An 18,520-nucleotide genomic window follows, 5' to 3' on the forward strand; every position below is an offset into this window, starting at 1 on the left:
GAGATACGTTCTCCGCACATGTCGATGCACGCGAAACGACCTTGAACCCGGGGTTCAAGTGGGAACGCCGGAATTCCTTCGGGCTTTCCGCTCGAAGGCGGATATGCACTCCCGGTTTTCCTGCATCCCCGGTGTCGTTCTTAAGGGACAAGGCGAATGTTTTGCACGCTGTCGGACACGGCAGAGAACGCAGGCGCAGTATAGCGCCGCAGCGGGCGCGCGCGCAGCCGTTTGTCGGAGAACGCTGCGTAGGGATGGGACGAGTTCAGCCGCGTGGCGGCGATGCGAAGGCGGGGCGATCGCGAACGCGTCGCCGCCGTTCGCGCGCGCCTGCAACGGTCATCACAGTTCGGCTTCGAACGCGTCGAGCCGGCGGTGCAGCGCCGCGATGGCCTCGGCAATCGCGCGGCCATCGCTGCCCCCGGTCTGGCGCAGTTGCAGCAGTTCGTGCGCGAAATTCAGCGCCGCGAGCACTGCAATGCGGTCGACGGCCGCCATACGGTTGGCGCCGCGGATCTCGCGCATCTGGGTGTCGACCAGGCGTGCGGCTGCGGTCAGGCCGTCGCGCTCGCCCGGCGCCACGCCCACGGTGTATTCACGGTCCAGCACGCGGACACTGACCGCCTCGCTGGCACTGCTCACGTGTGCTGCTCCAGGGATTTGAGGCGCGCGATCATCGCTTCCACGCGCGAGCGCGCCTGTTCGTTCTTCGACACCAGTTGGGCACGTTCGACGACGATGCTCTCCTGTTGCTGGCGCAGGCTGCGGTTCTCGTCGCGGAGCAGGCGGGCGCGCTCGATCAACGTCTCTACGCGCGCTGTCAGGCGGGCGAGCTGGGTGATGACGTCGGGCGTGTCCATGTCGGCACGATAGGCAGCCCCCCGGTGCCGGTCAAGGCGGGCGCCTTAGCCGTTGTCGTCTGCCGCCGGCGCGGCACCAGCAGGGTGGGCGCGGACGAAGGCCAGGCACTGGTCCGGGGGCAGGGGCCGCGAGATCCAGTAGCCCTGCACCTCATCGCAGTTGCGGTCGGTCAGAAAGCGCAGTTGTGCCTCCGTCTCCACGCCCTCTGCGACGACCCGGCGCCCCAGCGCATGCGCCAGCGAGATGACGGTGGCAGTGATCGCGGCGTCCTCCCGGTCGTCCGGCAGCCCGGCCACGAAGGCCTTGTCGATCTTGATCGTGGTGATCGGCAGCCGCTTGAGATAGGCCAGCGACGAATACCCGGTGCCGAAATCGTCGATCGCCAGCGACACGCCCATCGTGCGCAGCGCCTGCAGGCGCGCGGCCGCATGCTCGGCGTCGGCCATCAGCACGCTTTCGGTCAGTTCCAGCTCCAGCCCCTGGGGCGGGAATCCGACCTCCTCCAGCACACGGCGCACCACGCCCGGGAAGTCGCCGCGCAGCAATTGCAGCAGCGAGACGTTGACCGAGACCGAGATGTCGGCCACCCCCTGGCGACGCCAATCGAGCACGGTGCGACAGGCCTCGCGCAGCACCCATTCGCCGATCTCGTGGATCAGGCCGCTTTCCTCGGCGATCGGGATGAACTCGCTCGGCGGAATCTCGCCCAGCGTCGGGCTGTTCCAGCGCAGCAGGGCCTCGACGCAGGCGATGCCGCCCTGGGCCCGGGCGTGCCGCGGCTGCATGGCCAGGCGCAGTTCGCCGCGGTCGAGCACCTCGCGCAGCGCACCGGTCAGCGTGGTGCGCCGGCGGGCCGCGATGTCCATCGCATCGTCGTAACGCTTGAAGGTCCGGCGCCCCGCGGCCTTGGCCTGGTACATCGCGATGTCGGCCTGCTTGAGCAGTTCGACCGCCCCGCGCGCGTGGTCGGGATACACGCTGATGCCCAGCGAGGGCGAGATCGTGATCTGCCGGCGATCGTCGATGCGCAGCGGGGCTTCGAAGGCATGAATGATCTCGCGGGCGATGCGGTCGGCGGCCTGCACGTCGTCGAGGTTCTCGATGACGATGGTGAATTCGTCGCCGCCCAGGCGCGCGACGGTATGGTGCATGCCGACCGTCTGCTGCACCCGGGTGGCGGCCGCGCACAGGATGCGGTCGCCAGCGGCGTGGCCCAGCGAGTCGTTGATGTCCTTGAACCGGTCGAGATCGAGGAACAGCACCGCGATGCGATGGCCGTTGTCGCGCGCGCGCGCGATCGCGCGCGACAGGCGCTCGGACAGCAGCGAGCGATTGGGCAGACTGGTCAGGGTGTCGAAGTTGGCCAGGTAGCGCAGTTCCTGCTCGGCGCGCTTTTGGTGGGTGATGTCGTTGAGAACGAACACGTGCAGGGGTTGGCCCATGTCGGCGTCGTAGACCGTGCGGCACTCCACCGCTGCGAGGAACTGCTCGCCGTCCTTGCGCCGCTGCCGCAGCTCGCCGCTCCAGTGCCCGTGGCGCGCGGCCTCCTCGCGCAGGTGGCGCGAGACATCTTCGGCGTCGGGGTTGTCGTCGAGCAGCCGCGCATCCTGGCCGAGCACCTCGCTCTCGGTATAGCCGGTCATGCGCAGGAATGCGGGATTGACTGAGACGTAGCGGAAGCCGGCATCGATGACCGCGACCGCCTCGCGCATGCTGCGCAGCACTTCGGCAGCGATCCGGTGTTCGCGTTCGGCCGTGCGCGTGGCGGTGACGTCGAGCGCCGTGCCGGCGATGCGCGCTATCGCGCCGTCGCGGCCGCGTGCGACGGCGCGACCGCGCACGCGAACCCAGCGCCAGTCGCCGCCGTCGATCGCGACGCGCAGTTGCAGTTGCAGTTGGCCGCTGCCGTCGCCCTGGATGTAGCGCGCGAGCGCATCGCGGGCGAGCGGGCGATCCTCGGGGTGCAGCAGTCCCTCGATCGGGACGGCGTGCTCAACGGCCGTCTCGCCATGGGGGTCGGTCTCGCACACGGTATGCCGGACCACGCCGGACGCCATGTCGTAATCCCAGTCGCGCTCGCCCGTGGCCCACAGCGCCAGGTTCAGTCGCGTGGCCCGTTCGTCCCGCGGGCGGGGGCGGTCGCGTCGGCCCCGCCGCCCGAGCGCCAGCGCCACGCACAGCACCAGCAATGCGGCCAGCAATGCAGTGACCGAAACGTGCAACGGACTGGGGACGATCACGCGGACTCCGCGCCGGAGGGGCGGCGTCGAGTTTAGGCATCGCGTGGGCGGGACAACAAGCGCGGCGATAAGGAGACGACGGCACGGTTGCTACACTGCATCGTCCGTCGCCGCCCTTGTGAGTCCCGTGTCCGAACGCCTGCCCAGTCCCGCCGAGATCGACGCCGAAATCGGCCGTCTGCAGTTGGCCATCGGCGCCAGCGAATTGCATGGAGGCCTCTGTGGTTGGCTGGCCGGCGGCGGGGCGTCGCGAGCCGACTGGCTGGCGCCGGTACTCGCCGACGACACGCTGCCTGCCCCGGTGGCCGGCAGTGCGCTCGACCGGCTGCGCGCGGTCAGCGCGGCGCAATTGGAGGACCGCAGTTTCGGGTTTGCACTGGTGCTGCCCGACGAGGACGCCCCCCTGTCGGCGCGCAGCGCGGCGCTGTTCGATTGGTGTCGCGGTTTTCTCGGCGGCTTCGGTCTGGCTGCGGGCGCGGCCCCGGGCCTGTCGGAAGAAGGCACCGAGGCCTTGGCCGATCTCGCGCGGCTTGCGGCGGCCGACGCCCAGGCCGATGCCGAGGACGACGATGCCGAGGAGGACGCATTCGCCGAGATCGAGGAATTCGTTCGCGTGGCGGTGTTGCTGCTGCACGGCGATGCGGCGCTGGGCCGGCGTCACCGCAACCGGTTGAACTGACGTGGCCGGCGCGATGTCCGTGGCCGCCTGTCAGAAGCGACGGCGCCAGTTGATGCGGATGGCCGGCAACGACGCGATCGTGGTGGTCCCATCGGCGCCTGAGCGCATCCGCAGTCGCGACACCCACTTTCCGTATCGCCAGGATTCCGACCTGTGGTACCTGACTGGGTTCGCTGAGCCCGACGCGGTGCTGGTGCTGGTGCCGGGCCGCGCGCACGGTGAGGCGCTGCTGTTCTGCCGGGAGCGCGATGCCGAACGCGAAGCCTGGGACGGGCCGCGGGTCGGTCCCGAGGGGGCAATGGATGCGCTGGGCGTCGACGATGCATACCCGATCGACGATCTCGACGAGATCCTGCCCGGGCTGCTCGAGGGCAGGACGCGGGTGTACTACCACTTCGGGCGCGACACCGAATTCGATCTGCAGCTCATCGGCTGGCTCAACCGCGTACGCGCACAGGTGCGGCTGGGCGCGCAGCCGCCGCACGAGTTCCTCGAGCTTGGTCACCTGCTCGACGAGATGCGGCTGATCAAGACCGCCGACGAACTCAAACTGATGCGCCGCGCGGCGAAGATCAGCGTCGAGGCCCATGCCGCGGCGATGCGTGCGGCGCGGCCGGGCATGCGCGAGTACGAACTGCAGGCCGAGCTGGAGTACGTGTTCCGCCGCCACGATGCGGTACCGGCCTACGAGAGCATCGTCGGTGCAGGTGCCAACGCCTGCGTCTTGCATTACCGGGCCAACGGCGCGCAGGCGCGCGACGGCGACCTGGTGCTGATCGACGCAGGAGCGGAGTACCGCGGCTACGCCGCCGACATCACTCGGACGTTTCCGGTCAACGGCCGCTTCACCGCGGCGCAGCGGGCGCTGCACGAGGTCGTGGAAGCGGCGCAGCAGGCGGCGTTGCGCAAGGCGCAGCCCGGCCGGCCCTACGAGGCGGGGCACCATGCGGCGGTCGAAGCGCTGACCGAGGGGCTGCTGCGGCTGGGGCTGCTCAAGGGGCGCCTAGAGACATGCATCGCCGAGGGCCGCTACAAGCGCTACTACCCGCACAAGACCGGGCACTGGCTGGGCCTGGACGTGCACGATGTCGGCGACTACCGCATCGAGGGCGAGTCCCGCCTGCTCGAGCCGGGCATGGTCTATACCATCGAGCCGGGGCTTTACGTGCCGGCCGATGACACGTCGGTCGATGCGAAGTGGCGCGGCATCGGCATCCGCACCGAGGACGACGTGCTGATCACCCGCGCCGGCCACGAGGTGCTCACCGCCGGCCTGGCCCGCACGGCCGACGAGATCGAGGCGTTCATGGCGCAGGCGCGCTAGACCCATCAGCCCGCCCCCGCTCGCGGGGGTGAGGGCGATCCGCTTGCGCGGCACTGCCGCGCGGGTCGACCGAACGCCCGGCGCGTTGCGCCGGGGTGGACGGGGTGGGCGGGGGCGGCTTACTCGGCCGACGCGCTCCACGCCTCGCGCGTGAGGTTGATCGGGGCATCGTCGGTGCACACCACGTTGTCCTCGATCCGGATGCCGCCGTAGGGGCGGAACGTCTCGACCCGATCCCAGTCGACCGCATCGCCCTTGCCCGCGGCTTTGAGGTCCTCGAGCAGCATGTCGACGAAGTACACGCCCGGCTCGATCGTGACGACCATGCCCGGCGCCAGCGTGCGGGTCAGGCGCAGATAGGGATGGCCGTCGGGCTTGGCGATGGTGCCGCCGGTCTCCGAGGCCGCGAAGCCGGCGACGTCGTGCACCTGCAGGCCGATGCCGTGGCCGATGCCGTGCGGAAAGAACGCGGCGCTGACGCCGGTCTCCAGCGCTTCTTCGGGCGAGATGCGCAGCACGCCGAAATCGCGCAGCACGCCCGACAGCGCCAGGTGTGCATCCAGGTGCAATTGCTTGTAGTCGAAGCCGCTGCGCACCTGCGCGCACATCGCCTGTTGCGCGCGGTCGACCGCGTCGATCATCGCCTGGAACTCGCTGCCGGTGTCGTGCGCATAGCTGCGGGTGATGTCGGCCGCGTAGCCGGCGTGGCTGGCGCCGGCGTCGATCAGGAAGCTGTGCACGGGGTCGGGTGCCAAACGGCCCAGCTCGGTGTAGTGCAGCACCGCGGCGTGCGTGTTGAGCGCGACGATGTTGTGGTACGGCAGTTCGTTGGCATCCTGGCCGGCGGCCTGGCAGTAGGCCAGGTGGATGCCGAACTCGCTGGCGCCGGCACGGAACGCACGCTCGGCGGCCTGGTGGGCGCCGACCGCGATGCGCGTGGCCTCGCGCAGTATCGCGATCTCGTAGGGCGTCTTGAACGCGCGGTGGTAGTCGAGATGGTCGAGCACCGCCTGCGGGTTGTTCGGGCGATAGGCGCCGTACTGGCCGAGTGCGCTCTGGGGCTCGCCGAGGATCGCGCAGCGCGCGGCATTCTTGGGCAGATGCTGCTGGGTGTCTTCCGGCTTGCGGATGACCACGACATCGAAGTGTTCCACCCAGTAGCCCGAGGGCGCCTCGGGCACGACGTGCCAGTAGTCGCGCGGCTGCAGGTAGATCAGCTTCGGCTTCGCGCCGGGCGTCACCACCAGCCAACTGCCCGGGGTGCGGGTCAACGGCACCCAGGCCTTGAACTGCGGATTGACCGCGTAGGGGTAGTCGCGGTCGTCGAAGACCTGGTAATGCAGGGTGCCGCTGGGGATCACCAGATGGTCGAGGCCCGCGCGCTCGAGCGCGGTGCGCGTGCGCTCGGACAGCGTCGCGAGGTGGTCTGCGTAGAGGTCGGCAGCGGACAACGCGGAAGTGATAGACATCTCGATCCTGCGGGGAAAGCGTGAACGTCTATTCTGCCGCAAGCGACCCAGGGCCTGGGGGGGAGGGTGGGTCAGTCTTCCAGGAACAGCGACACCACGTCGTTGGCGAACCGGTGGCCGAGCGCGGTCGGCACGATGCGCGCGCCGTCCTCATGCAGCCAGCCGGCGTCGAACGCGGCTTGCAGCGGGGCGGCGATCGCCGACGGCGGCAGGCCGGTGCAGGCCTCGAAGTCGTGCAGCGTGAAGCCCTCGACCAGTCGCAGCGCATTGAGCATGTACTCGAACGGGCGGCGCGCCTCGGCGATGCGCTCGTCGCCGCCGATCGAGGCGGGCGTGCCAGCGGTCGCCAGCCAGGCTGTGGGGTGTTTGTGCTTCCATCGGCGTGCGATCGCCTGCTCGCTGCCCAGTGTGAGCTTGCCGTGTGCGCCGGCACCGATGCCCAGGTAGTCGCCGAAGCGCCAGTAATTGAGGTTGTGGGCGCATTGTCGGCCGGGCCGCGCGTACGCCGAGATCTCGTACTGCGCGTAGCCCGCTTCGGCGAGCCGGGCCTGGCAGCGCTCCTGCATGTCCCAGGCCAGGTCCTCGTCGGGCAGGTCCTGCGGCGGGCGCGCGGCGTAGACGGTGTTGGGCTCGAGCGTGAGCTGGTAGTGCGAGATGTGCGCCGGTGCCAGGGCGATCGCGCGCGCGATGTCGTCCTCGGCCATCGCCAGCGTCTGGCCCGGCAGCGCGTACATCAGGTCGAGATTGACGTTGTCGAACCCCGCTTCGCGCGCCAGCGCGATCGCTGCCAACGCCTGGGCGCTGTCGTGGATGCGGCCCAGGCGGTGCAGGCAACCATCGTCGAAGCTCTGGATGCCGAAACTGATCCGGTTCACGCCGGCCCGGCGGTAGTCCTCGAAGCGGCCGTGCTCGGCGGTGCCGGGGTTGGTCTCCAGGGTGATTTCCGCGCCCGGGGCGAAACGCAGCCGCGACGAGGCGCCCTGCAGCAGTCGGTCGATCGCGTCGGCCGGGAACAGACTCGGGGTGCCGCCGCCGAAGAACACGCTGTGCACCGTGCGACCCCAGACCAGCGGCAGATCCTGATCGAGGTCGGCCAGCAGCGCGTCGACGTAGGCATCGAACGGCAGCGCACCACGTTGCTCGTGCGAGTTGAAGTCGCAGTACGGGCATTTGCGCACGCACCACGGCAGGTGCACGTACAACGACAGGGGCGGGGGGATCAGCATCGGCCGGTAGGGGGGAGGGGGCCGGGCGGCCCGGCGCCAGGGGCGGGCAGGCGTGCCTGCGGGATCAGGATGCCAGACCGGTCAGGCGCTGGCGCAGCGCCAGCAGCGCGCGGGCGCGGTGGCTGAGGCGGTTCTTCAGCTCGGGCGTCATCTCGGCGGCGGTCAGTCCGTGCTCGGGGTCGAGGAAGACCGGGTTGTAGCCGAAGCCGTGGTGGCCACGCGGTGCGTCCAGGATGCGGCCTTCCCAGGCACCTTCTGCGATCAGTGGCTGCGGATCGTCGGCATGGCGCAGTACCACGATCACCGCGTAGAAGCGGGCGGTGCGCCGATCTTCGGGCACAGCGCGCAGCGCCTCGAGCAGCTTGGCGTTGTTGGCCGCGTCGTCGGTCGGCGTGCCGGCATAGCGCGCACTGTAGAGCCCGGGGGCGCCGCCGAGCGCATCGACGATCAGGCCCGAGTCGTCGGCCAGCGCGGGCAGCCCGGTGGCGGCGCTGGCGTGGCGGGCCTTGATCAACGCGTTCTCGACGAACGTGGTGCCGGTTTCGGGCACGTCGTCCACGCCCAGCGCGCGCTGCGGCACGATTTCCAGCGGCAGGTCGGCGAGCATCTCCTGCAGCTCGACCAGCTTGCCGGCATTGCCGCTGGCCAGCACCAGGCGCGTGCGCGTGGACGCGTCCATGTCAGCGCGCCAGCGCCGCGCGTTGCAGCGCGACCAGTTCGGCGACCCCGGCTTCGGCCAGGCCCAGCATCGCGTCCATCTCGGCGCGACGGAACGCGTGGCCTTCTGCCGTGCCCTGGATCTCGATGAAGCCGCCGCCGTCGTTCATCACGACGTTCATGTCGGTGTCGCAGTCGCTGTCTTCGGCGTAGTCGAGGTCGAGGACCGGCACGCCGCGGTAGACGCCCACCGAGACCGCGGCGATCGCGCCGTGGACCGGGTCCCGGCCGAGTTCGCGACGCGCCTGCAGCACGCGGATCGCATCGACCAGCGCGACATAGGCGCCGGTGATCGCGGCGGTGCGGGTGCCGCCGTCGGCCTGCAGTACATCGCAGTCGAGGGTGATGGTGCGTTCGCCCAGCGCACGACGGTCGACACAGGCACGCAGGCTGCGGCCGATCAGCCGCTGAATCTCCAGCGTCCGCCCGCCCTGCTTGCCGCGCGCGGCCTCGCGGTCGTTGCGGGTGTTGGTGGCGCGCGGGAGCATGCCGTATTCGGCGGTGACCCAGCCCTCGCCCTTGCCGCGCAGGAACGCGGGCACGCGGTTTTCGACGCTGGCGGTGCACAGCACGCGGGTGTCGCCGAAGCTCACCAGCACCGAACCCTCGGCATGGCGGGTGAAGCCGCGCTCGAAGCGCACCTCGCGCAGTTGGTCGGGCGCGCGGCCGCTCGGGCGGGAAGAATCGGACATGTCGGGTCGCTGCAGGAAAACGGGGGGCGATTCTAGCAGCCGCCCCGCAAGCCCCGGTTCGCGTCGGCTCGGCACCGGCGCCCTTCAGGCATACTGCCGCGCTCTATCGAGCTTGATTTTCGGGACCGCCATGATCCGCAGCATGACCGCCTTCGCCTCGGGCGAACGCACCACGCCCTGGGGCACGCTGAGCTGCGAGTTGCGCGCGGTCAATCACCGGTTCCTGGAGCTGGGCACGCGGATGCCTGAAGAACTGCGGGCGCTGGAGCCGGTGCTGCGCGAGCGCATTGCCGCGCGCGTCTCGCGCGGCAAGCTGGATCTGGGCCTGCGCCTGCGCCCGGTCGAGGGCGGCGGCGAGCTGCAGCTCAACCGCGCGCTGCTCGACCAGCTCGGCCAACTGGCGCAGGAGCTGCGCAACGGCTTTCCTGAATTGCGGGCCAGCCTGACCGAGCTGTTGCAGTTCCCTGGCGTGCTGCAGTCGCGCGGCGTGGACCCGGCAGCGTTGCAGGTCGAGGTGGTGGCGCTGCTCGACGAGGTGCTCGACGGCTTCATCGCCGCGCGCGAGCGCGAGGGGGCCAAGCTCGTGGCCGCGACACTGGAACGGGTCGACGGCATCGCCGCAATTGCCGCCCAGGTGCGCACGCTGATGCCGGCGATCCGCGACGGCCAGCGGGCCAAGCTGCAGGCGCGGCTCGACGACCTGGCCCAGCCGGTCGATCCGGGCCGCATGGAGCAGGAACTGGTGCTGTGGTTGCAGAAGCTCGACGTCGACGAGGAACTCGACCGGCTCGACAGCCATGTGGACGAGATCCGTCGTGTGTTCGCGCAGCGCGAGCCGGTCGGTCGCCGGCTCGATTTCCTGCTGCAGGAGTTCAACCGCGAAGCCAATACGCTCGGCTCAAAGTCGGTCGACAAGCGCAGCTCGCAGGCCGCGATCGAGTTGAAGGTGCTGATCGACCAGATCCGCGAACAGGTGCAGAACATCGAGTAGCGTTTCGAGAGGATGTCATGCCATCCCAAAGAGACCTATGAGTCCGCTGTTCAACGTGGGTTTTGTCTCATCAAGCACGTGATCTTCGGCAAGCGGTTGAACTCCCCGTGATCGCATTTCCGGCCATTGTCGGATCCAGTCGACCACGCCCAGTCAGGCTGAATGGTCAATTTTCGATATTTTCCCAAATTGGGAAATTTGGAGTATCGTGCTGGTCGACAACACCTCGGTGGATACCAGCATGGAACTCCCTCTGGATTTGGCTCAGCTTCAAACGACGCCCGCTGCGGACGTCAAAGTGAAGGGGTGGCCGAGCCTCATGCGCAAGGTGCGCGCGAGCGGAGCCATCGTCATCACCAACCACAACCATCCCGATGCTGTTGTGGTGGACGTGAACGAGTATCAGCGGCTGGTCGCGCATGCGAACGCGGCATCCGGGGCTAACCTGCGCGCGCAGTCGCTGCGGGCGTTGCAGTTGCGGTTCGATGAGCACCTGTCATCGCTGAAGGACGGCTCGGGACTGTCCAAGGTGCTGGGTAGGCCTGCTCATAAGGGCAGGAAGATTGCGTTGGGAAGCTCGCGCTAGCCTGTGGGCCGGATCTTGGTTTTGGCAGGGATCAACGGCGCCGGCAAGAGTTCGCTGCTGGGCGCGATGCTGCGGGAGGATGGAGCCAACTGGTTCAACCCTGACTCCTTCACTCAGGCGTTGGTGGAGGCAGGATGGCCCCCCGATGAGGCGAACGCCGAGGCGTGGCAGGAAGGGGTGAGGCGCCTGCGTGAAGCGATTGCCAATGGGGCCGACTATGCGTTCGAGACCACCCTCGGCGCGAGAACGATTCCCCAGTTGCTGCGTGAGGCTTGCAACCTTCACGAGGTCACGGTCTGGTTCTGCGGGCTGGAAAGCGCAGAGCTGCATATCGAGCGCGTCGCCGCCCGCGTGGCGGCTGGTGGCCACCATATCGCCGAGGACAAGATCCGCGGTCGTTACGATTCGTCCAGGGCAAACCTGATAGCGCTGATTCCCTATCTGGCAACGCTGCGCGTTTACGACAACAGTCGACCGCCCGATGCCGACGGCCGTGTTGAACCGCTGCTTGTTTTGGACATGGACCGCGAGGGCATTGGCTACCCAGTGAGGCCAGAGGATCTGGCGCAAACCCCACAATGGGCGAAGGCGATCGTCATGGCGGCCTTGGACGTACACTCGCCCGTCTGAGCGGATAGGCATTCACTCGGACGATGCCTTGCATAGTGTCGTCTGTGGGGATACCAAAGCGCGGGGCCGATAATCGGGGATTGACCGGCATGCGTGACACCGTCGCGAGATTTGGCCGGCCTTCCATCGGATCGCTGGGCGGTGCGATTGCGCCCGGTTCAAACCGCGCCGCGGGTCAGAACCGCAGACGCGCGCCGATCGAGTAGTAGCGCCCCAGCACGTCGTAGTAGGCCGAGAACGCCGATGAGGCGGGCGGGCCCTTGTCGAGCACGTTGTTGATGTTGGCGTAGAGCTCCAGGTCCGAATCGGTGAAGCCCGCGGTCCGCATGCTCATGCCCAAATCGAAGTAGGTGACGCTGCCGATGTGGTTGTCGACGATGTCGACGGCCGAGTTGTAGTTGCCCGACGAGATGTAGCGGGCCCGCAGGTTGGCGCCGAAGGTGTCGCCGCGATAGGCGAGGGTATTGGTCACGCGCAGTCGCGGGATGCCGGGTCCGGAGAACGCCGAGCCCTGGGAGCCGACGTAGCTCAGCTTGACTTCGCCGTCGTCGGTGGTCAGTGCATTGATCCAGGTCGCCAGCGCGCGCCATTGCACCCGCGCGCCGGCCGAGGGCACGAGCCGTGAGGCCGGAAACGTGTAGAGGATTTCGGCATCGATGCCGTCGGTCTTGTACTGCGCGAGATTGACGGGCGTGGAGCGGATCAGCTCGATGCTGCCGTTCGCATTCCGGGTGATGCGGCCGCACAGCACCTGGTTGCCGCGTGCGCAGCGGTTGACCACTTCCTGCACGCCCAGCGACATGATCACGTCGTTGATGGTGATGTCGAAGTAGTCGATCGAGATGTCCAGGCCTTCGGTGAACTGCGGCGTCCAGGCGATGCCGAAGGTCGTGGTGTCGGCTTCTTCCGGAGTCAAACCGGGATTGCCGCCGCTGATGACCTGGGCCTGCACGGTCTGACCGGTGATGGGATCGGCGACGTTGTTCCAGCCGGTCAGCGCGGTGGTGAACAGTTCGGTGAGGTTGGCCGAGCGGATGTCGCGCGAGCGCGTGGCGCGTGCGCGCAGTCCCGGCAGGAACTCGTTGGTTGCGCCGGCCTTCCAGGACCAGATCGAGCCGGTGGTGTCGTAGTCGCTGATCCGCGCCGCGGCATTGAACTCGAGCTTGTTGAGTCCCGGCACATCGCGCACCAGCGGCACCAGGATCTCGCCGAAGGCCTCCTTGACGCGGAAGGCGCCGAACATCGAGGCGTGACTGAACGAGCGGAACGCGCCGGCCGCGTCGAGCGCGCCTGCGGTGCTCTGCTGCCACTCCCGGCGCGCTTCCACGCCGAGCGCGACCGAGACATCACCGGCGGGCAGGGTCCAGGGGTCGCCGTGCAGGCTGAGGCCGCCAGCATCGAGCTTGATCAGCGTCTCCTGCGTGGGCGCGCCGGTGACGTAGGCGATGGCCTCGGCCGACGGCGCCCCACTGCCGAACAGATTGATCGGCACGCAATCGGTGGTCGGATCGGTCAGGGCCACGCGACAGATCGGTTGGCCGGTCGTGGGACTGAGCACCGAATCGACCGCGCGCGCGTAGTTGTCGCGCAGCAGGAAGCCCGGGTTGCGCATGTCCTGGCGGTACTCGCCATGCGTGTAGTACGAGCGCCATGTCCAGCCAGCGCCGAGCGCGCCGTCGATCGCCAGCGTGGCTTCGGTGGTCTTGCGCTGGAAGTCGATCGTCGCGTACGCAAAGTCGGAATTGAACCGGCCCATCTGGAACGACGACTCGCCGGCCGCGGCCAGCGCATCGCGCACCGGCGTGGGGAGGAACGCGTTGTCGGCCGAGATCCGCAGGCGCGTACTGCCACGGTTGTGGTCGCCGAACCAGGGATAGTCGTTGTACATCCGCGAATGCCGGACATCGAGCGTGAGCCGGGTGTCGTCGGTCAGGTCGAAATACGCGGTGCCCATCGTGCTGTAGCGCCGCTGCGGCGTGACCAGCGGGCTGAAGTGGTCCGCGCTCGGGCCGTTGCCGCCGACCATCTGCGTGCCGACCACGCGCCCGTACTCGAACGGACGCAAGGATCCGTCCGGCTCGAAGGCCTGGCCGGCGAGCGCGCCCGACAGGATCAGGCCGCCATAGGCGGCGTCGGCGATCGACACGCCGTGGGTGAGCACGAAGCGGCCGTTGCCGTCGGGCAGTGTCGCCCAACCGGCGACATCCGGCCGGCGCGACCTGGGCACCAGGCCGTCGTTGTCGAGGAACTCGGCGCCCAGCACCAAGTGGCCGCGGCCGCCGAACAGCTCGCGACCGAAGGCGGCCTCGAAGCGCCGCTCGTTGGCGTCGCCGCGGTCGGAGATGCCGAACTGCGTGCCGAGCTTGGTGCCGACGAAGGTCCGGTCGATGGCGATGTTGACCACGCCGCTGACTGCGCCCGAACCCCATGCGGCCGAGGCGCCGCCGGTGACGATGTCCGCGCCCTGCACCATGATCGTGGGAATGGTGTTGAGGTCGTTGGTGCTGGAGAAGCGGCGGCCGTCGATCAGCACCAGCGTGCGGTTGACGCCGAGCGCGCGCAGGTCGACGGGCGCCGACCCGGCGTCGGTATTGGTGCCGGTGGTCTGCGGCGACACGCCAGCGCGGAACTGGGGCAGGTCGTTGAGGGCGGCGGCGATGTTGGGCCGCGCGCCGATGCCCAGGTCCTGCGCGCTGAGGCTCGTGGTCGGCGTGGGCGCGTCGAAGCCGGGGCGGTCGAGCCGGGACGACGAGGCCCGGACCTGCACTGTGTCGAGATTGGTTGCCGCATTGCCCGACGTCGCGCCGACGGCCGCGCCGGATGTCCCGGCGCCGTCGTCCGGCAGCCGGATCAGGATCGATCCGTTCTCTTCGGTGACGTCCAGCGCCGTGCCCCGGAGCAGCGCCTCGAATGCAGCGCGCGGTTCCAGCAGGCCGTTGACGCCTTCGGTGCGCAGGCCTCTGACCTGGCGCGCCGGATAGATCGCATTGACGCCGAACTGTCTGGCCAGCGTGTCGAGGCCCTCTGCAAGGTCGCCCGCGGCGACCTCCACCTGGCGGGGCTCGGCCGCGATCGCCGCCGAGCTCGACAGGACCGACAATGCAGCGAGAACGGCGGCATGGATGAGGCGGTAACGCGGACGATTCGAACGTGTCATGGCCTTCCCGGGAATCGGCTCGATGTCGAGCCGTTGATTGGAACGTCGAGCGGGCGCGGTGCTTCCGGCAACGCATCTGTGTGCAGACTTCTGTCGCCCGGCCGGGCGATGGACATCAGGCATCGGTGCCCAACGCGGGCGGACGTCGCGTTGCGATCCACGGCGATGCCTGTTCGTAGGCGTGCGCCACCTGCAGTACGGCCAGGTCGGCATGCGTCGGGCCGATGATCTGCAGGCCGAGCGGCAGCTGATCGGGTCCACCGAAGCCCGCCGGTACCGCAAGCGCCGGCAGGCCCGCCATCGTCGCCGGCAACGTCACCTCCATCCAGCGGTGATAGCTGTCCATGGGCGTGCCGGCGATCTCGCGTGGCCAGTGCTGCTCGACATCGAACGGGAACACCTGCGCGGTGGGCAGCACCAGGAAGTCGAACTGCTCGAACGCCTTGCGGAATGCTTCGTAGATCCGCGTGCGTCCGGCTTGCGCATCGGCGATGCGCTCGGGCGTGAGTTGCTTGAAGCCCTCGACCTCCCACAGGGCCTCGGGTTTCATCATCGCGCGTTTGGCCGGATCGGCGGCGTAGGCGCGCAGGTCGTCACCCACCGACAGGTGACGCAGCGTCACGGCGGTGCGCCACATCGTCTCGGCCGGTTCGTCGAGCGTGACCGGGTCCACGCGCATGCCGATGGCCTGGAACGCCGAGAGCGCGCGCTCGCAGGCCTCGAGCAGGCCGGCCTCCATCGGCAGTGCGCCGCCCAGATCGCCCAGCCAGCCGATCCGCCGGCCGGTCCAGTCGCGTGCCAGCGGCTGGGCGAAGATCGCCGGATCGTCCTTGAGCGAAAACGGTGCACGGGGATCGGCGCCGGCCTGGACCGAGAGCATCAGCGCGAGGTCGGCCACGGTGCGCGCCATCGGTCCGGAGGTGGCGTAGGTCTGGCTGAAGACATCGCTGGACGGGGCGGACGGCACACGCCCGAAGGACGGCCGGAAGCCGAACACGTTGTTCCAGCCCGCCGGATTGCGCAGTGAGCCGCCGAAATCGCTGCCGTCGCCCAGCGGCGTCATCCGCAGCGCGAGCGCGACGGCGCTGCCGCCGGAACTGCCGCCGGCCGACTTGCGCGGGTCGTAGGCGTTGCGGGTCACGCCGAACACCGGGTTGTAGCTGTGCGAGCCGAGCGCGAACTCCGGCACGTTGGTCTTGCCGGTGAAGATCGCACCGGCGTTGCGCATCCGCGACACCATCAGCGAGTCGGCCGCGGGCACGTTGTCGCGCAGCAGCGGCGAGCCTTGCGTGCTGCGCATGCCGCGCACCGGCGCGGTGTCCTTCACCGCGTGCGGAAACCCGTGCAAGGGCCCGTGGAAGCGCCCCTTCGCCGCGTCCTCGTCCTGCGCCGCGGCCTGCCGCAGCAGCAGGTCGGGATCGACCGACGAGACGATGGCGTTGAAGCGTGGATTGAGCGCCGACAGTCGCGAGAGATAAGCGGTCATCGTGTCGCGCGCCGAGACGCTGCGCTTGCGGATCGCCGCTGCGAGGTCCACGGCGGACAGATCCAGCACATCATCGCTTGGCCGTGCGAACACCGCGCCGGCGCCGCCGGCCGCATACGCCGCCACTGCGGCGGCCCCCATCTTCAATGCCGTGCGCCGTGTCACCGGCATGCAAGCCGCCCCTGGATCATGTGCGTCCCCGTGCCCGGCCCGGAAGGGGCCGCTGCCAGTGGAGTCGAACGACGGCGCGCTTTCCGGCTATCGATCTGCGCGTCGATGCATCGCGGCGCCGTGAGGCGTGCGACGCGCGGGGTCCATCGAGGTGCTAGAGATGGCGGTCGAGCCAGTCCAGTACGCGCTCGAGCACGTCGCGTTCGTGCTCGCGTGCCTCGAACCAGTGCGGCCCGCGTGGATAGCGCACCATCTCCACCGGCGTGCCGTTGACCAGCAGCGCACGATGGAACTGCTCGCCCTGCGAGATCGGCACGCGCCGGTCGTCCTCGCCGTGCAGCACCAGCACCGGCACCGTAACGTGCTGGGCGCTGCGGATCGGCGAGTTGCGGTCGTAGAGGGCGCGCTGTTCGAGCACGTTGCCGAAGTAGCCGGGCAGATACTCGTAGGGCACGTCGGTGGTCAGGGCCATCACGGCGGTATCGATGACGGCCGCGCCGACGATCGCCGTGCGGAAGCGGTCGCTGTGGCCGACCGCCCAGGCCGACAGGTAGCCGCCGTAGCTCCAGCCGCCGATGGCCACGCGCGCGGGGTCGGCGATGCCCTCTTCCTGGAGCGCGTCCAGCCCGTCGAGCACGTCCTGAAATGGACCGTCGCCCCAGTCGCCGCGCGCCAGCGAAGTGAACGCGTCGCCTTGCCCGTACGAGCCGCGTGGATTGGGCAGCAGCACTGCGTAGCCGCGCATGGCCAGCGATTGCGCCCAGTCGTGCCAGGACCCCAACCAGCCCGACAGCCAGGCATCGGCCGGCCCGCCGTGCGCCTGTACCAGCGTCGGCAGGCGCGTGCCGGGCCGCCAGTCGGACGGGAGTACGAGCACGCCGTGGATTTGCCGGCCGTCGCGTGAGCTTGTCCAGACGAGGTCGCGGACCTGGCCCAGCGGCCAGGCGCGCACCTGCGGATTGGTGTCGGTCAGCCAGGTCACGTGCCCGCCGCCCAGCATGTCGGCTTCCGACAGGGTGCCGACCTCGGGTGGATGGTCCGCACGGCCATGGGCGAGCGCGACCCGGCCGTTGCGTGCCAGGCTCAGGCCGCGGACTGGCCCCTGCAGTTCGACCAGCTCCACGACCTCGCCGTCGCTTGGGGCGATCGCCAGCAGTTGCGGCCGCACGCCGCGCAGGCCGATCCCCACCAGCGTGCCGTCCTCGCGCCACTGCAGCGTGCGCAGCGTGCCGGGCCAGGTCGTCGCGAGCGCGACGTGGGTGTCGGTAGCGGGGGCATAGACCATCCGGGTGGCGGTGTGCCCATGCGGGCCGAGCTGTCCGTACAGCAGCCGGGTGCCGTCGGGCGACCAGGCCAACGGCCCGCCGGAGGCGCGCGCGGTGACCGTGACCAGCACGCCGCCGTCCTCGGCCGATATCAGCACGACCCGCGAGCGGTACCACATGGCCCCGAGCCCGACCTCGTCGGAGACCCGCAGCGCGAACGTGCGGCCGTCCGGCGACCAGGCCAGGTCCTGGACCTGCAGGTCTGGCGGGGTCAGGGCCCGGGCATTGCGGCCGTTCGCATCGGTCAGCCACAGCCGCGTGAACTGCGCATCGCGACCGACCTGGATTGCGTCGTCCTTGCGCGCGAGCCGGGCGGCGCGCTCGGGCGCGGGCGGGTCGATCGCCAGATAGGCCACGCGCGTGCCGTCGGTCGACCACGAGAACGCAGTGACGTCGCCAGCCGACGCGGTCAGCGGGCGCGGCGTCGCGCCGTCTGCGGCCGTGGCCCAGACTTGGCTCGATGCTCGCGGTGCCGTCGTATCCACGTCCGGCGCGGCGCGTGTGGATAAAAAGCCCAGGCGCGTGCCGTCGGGCGACCAGCGCGGCATCCGGTCGGCGGCGGCGTCCGGCGCAGCGAGTTCCACCGATGCGCTGCGGCCGTCGCTGGCCACACGCCAGATGCGGCGCAGGTTCGACGCACCCGCCGGGCGCGGCGTCTCCACCGTGTAGGCGATGGTGCTGCCGTCAGGGCTGATCTGCGGATCGCTGACCTCCTTGAGGTCGACGACCTGCGCCGCGGACGGCGCGCCGTCGCGCGCCTGCAGCGGCAGCGCGCAGGCCATCGCGATGCAGATGCCGATCGATACGCGTAACGCCAGCGCGCGCAGCGACCGACGTGCGCGCAGGGCGGCGCGGCCCCCTTCGGCATCGGACGCGCGCGGGGTCGCGTGCGCGTCGCGGCCTGGTTCGAATCTCGGCATGAGGTCTCGGTCTCGGGCCCGGAACGGGGCCGCCAGCTTAGGAAGT

At 69.4% G+C, this 18,520-nt stretch carries 15 protein-coding genes and 1 other RNA gene; 5 read left to right on the forward strand and 11 right to left on the reverse strand.

Annotated features, from left to right (window positions below):
• Positions 1–5: 5 nt before the first annotated feature.
• From ssrS to ABE487_RS14530, 4 genes are all read right to left on the reverse strand, one after another.
• A non-coding RNA gene (gene ssrS / locus ABE487_RS14515) (6S RNA) lies at positions 6–190 on the reverse strand.
• A gap of 152 nt (positions 191–342) precedes the next feature.
• Positions 343–642 (reverse strand): cell division protein ZapA, encoded by a 300-nt coding sequence (locus tag ABE487_RS14520; RefSeq protein WP_346445323.1) that lies wholly within the window; start codon positions 640–642, stop codon positions 343–345.
• The gene (locus tag ABE487_RS14525) at positions 639–860 is read right to left on the reverse strand and encodes a TIGR02449 family protein (RefSeq protein WP_241945337.1); all 222 of its coding nucleotides are present in this window, start codon (positions 858–860) and stop codon (positions 639–641) included. Before ABE487_RS14525 ends, ABE487_RS14520 begins: the two co-directional genes overlap by 4 nt.
• A 45-nt stretch (positions 861–905) precedes the next feature.
• Positions 906–3,101: an EAL domain-containing protein gene (locus ABE487_RS14530; RefSeq protein WP_346452913.1), complete on the reverse strand. Its 2,196-nt coding sequence runs from the start codon at positions 3,099–3,101 to the stop codon at positions 906–908.
• A 139-nt stretch (positions 3,102–3,240) separates the two neighbouring features.
• Here ABE487_RS14530 and ABE487_RS14535 point away from each other — a divergent pair, with 139 nt between their 5' ends.
• Together ABE487_RS14535 and ABE487_RS14540 are read left to right on the forward strand one after the other, a co-directional pair.
• Positions 3,241–3,780: a UPF0149 family protein gene (locus tag ABE487_RS14535; RefSeq protein ID WP_346452430.1), complete on the forward strand. Its 540-nt coding sequence runs from the start codon at positions 3,241–3,243 to the stop codon at positions 3,778–3,780.
• 13 nt (positions 3,781–3,793) lie between these two features.
• Positions 3,794–5,104 carry an aminopeptidase P N-terminal domain-containing protein gene (locus tag ABE487_RS14540; protein ID WP_346452410.1) on the forward strand — a complete coding sequence of 437 codons (1,311 nt, stop codon included), beginning with the start codon at positions 3,794–3,796 and terminating at the stop codon, positions 5,102–5,104.
• Between the two features lie 119 nt (positions 5,105–5,223).
• On the opposite strand, the gene pepQ is transcribed toward ABE487_RS14540, so the two are convergent.
• From pepQ to rph, 4 genes are all read right to left on the reverse strand, one after another.
• Positions 5,224–6,573, reverse strand: a complete 1,350-nt coding sequence (gene pepQ, locus ABE487_RS14545; protein WP_346452408.1) for a Xaa-Pro dipeptidase — start codon at positions 6,571–6,573, stop codon at positions 5,224–5,226.
• A 71-nt stretch (positions 6,574–6,644) separates the two neighbouring features.
• Positions 6,645–7,799 carry a radical SAM family heme chaperone HemW gene (hemW, locus tag ABE487_RS14550; protein WP_346452407.1) on the reverse strand — a complete coding sequence of 385 codons (1,155 nt, stop codon included), beginning with the start codon at positions 7,797–7,799 and terminating at the stop codon, positions 6,645–6,647.
• A gap of 64 nt (positions 7,800–7,863) precedes the next feature.
• The gene (gene rdgB, locus ABE487_RS14555) at positions 7,864–8,478 is read right to left on the reverse strand and encodes an RdgB/HAM1 family non-canonical purine NTP pyrophosphatase (RefSeq protein ID WP_346452406.1); all 615 of its coding nucleotides are present in this window, start codon (positions 8,476–8,478) and stop codon (positions 7,864–7,866) included.
• 1 nt (position 8,479) lies between these two features.
• Entirely contained in the window at positions 8,480–9,208 is a 729-nt protein-coding gene (gene rph, locus ABE487_RS14560) for a ribonuclease PH (protein WP_337244127.1), read from the reverse strand.
• Positions 9,209–9,338: 130 nt separating this feature from the next.
• On the opposite strand from rph, the gene ABE487_RS14565 reads away from it, so the two are divergent.
• From ABE487_RS14565 to ABE487_RS14575, 3 genes are all read left to right on the forward strand, one after another.
• Positions 9,339–10,199, forward strand: a complete 861-nt coding sequence (locus tag ABE487_RS14565; protein ID WP_346445317.1) for a YicC/YloC family endoribonuclease — start codon at positions 9,339–9,341, stop codon at positions 10,197–10,199.
• Positions 10,200–10,440: 241 nt separating this feature from the next.
• Complete coding sequence (locus ABE487_RS14570) at positions 10,441–10,785, forward strand: type II toxin-antitoxin system prevent-host-death family antitoxin (protein WP_346445337.1); 345 nt, start codon at positions 10,441–10,443, stop codon at positions 10,783–10,785.
• A 3-nt stretch (positions 10,786–10,788) separates the two neighbouring features.
• Positions 10,789–11,415 (forward strand): hypothetical protein, encoded by a 627-nt coding sequence (locus ABE487_RS14575; RefSeq protein WP_346445316.1) that lies wholly within the window; start codon positions 10,789–10,791, stop codon positions 11,413–11,415.
• Positions 11,416–11,590: 175 nt separating this feature from the next.
• Here ABE487_RS14575 and ABE487_RS14580 read toward each other — a convergent pair whose 3' ends face one another.
• The 3 genes from ABE487_RS14580 to ABE487_RS14590 form a co-directional block, all read right to left on the reverse strand.
• The gene (locus ABE487_RS14580) at positions 11,591–14,572 is read right to left on the reverse strand and encodes a TonB-dependent receptor (RefSeq protein ID WP_346452405.1); all 2,982 of its coding nucleotides are present in this window, start codon (positions 14,570–14,572) and stop codon (positions 11,591–11,593) included.
• 115 nt (positions 14,573–14,687) lie between these two features.
• Entirely contained in the window at positions 14,688–16,223 is a 1,536-nt protein-coding gene (locus ABE487_RS14585) for an amidase (RefSeq protein ID WP_346452404.1), read from the reverse strand.
• A 160-nt stretch (positions 16,224–16,383) separates the two neighbouring features.
• Positions 16,384–18,474, reverse strand: coding sequence for a S9 family peptidase (locus ABE487_RS14590; protein ID WP_346452403.1), 2,091 nt, complete (start codon positions 18,472–18,474; stop codon positions 16,384–16,386).
• Positions 18,475–18,520: the final 46 nt, after the last annotated feature.

The sequence above is a fragment of the Luteimonas sp. TWI596 genome, assembly GCF_039674105.1.
In the GTDB taxonomy this organism is placed as follows: domain Bacteria; phylum Pseudomonadota; class Gammaproteobacteria; order Xanthomonadales; family Xanthomonadaceae; genus Luteimonas.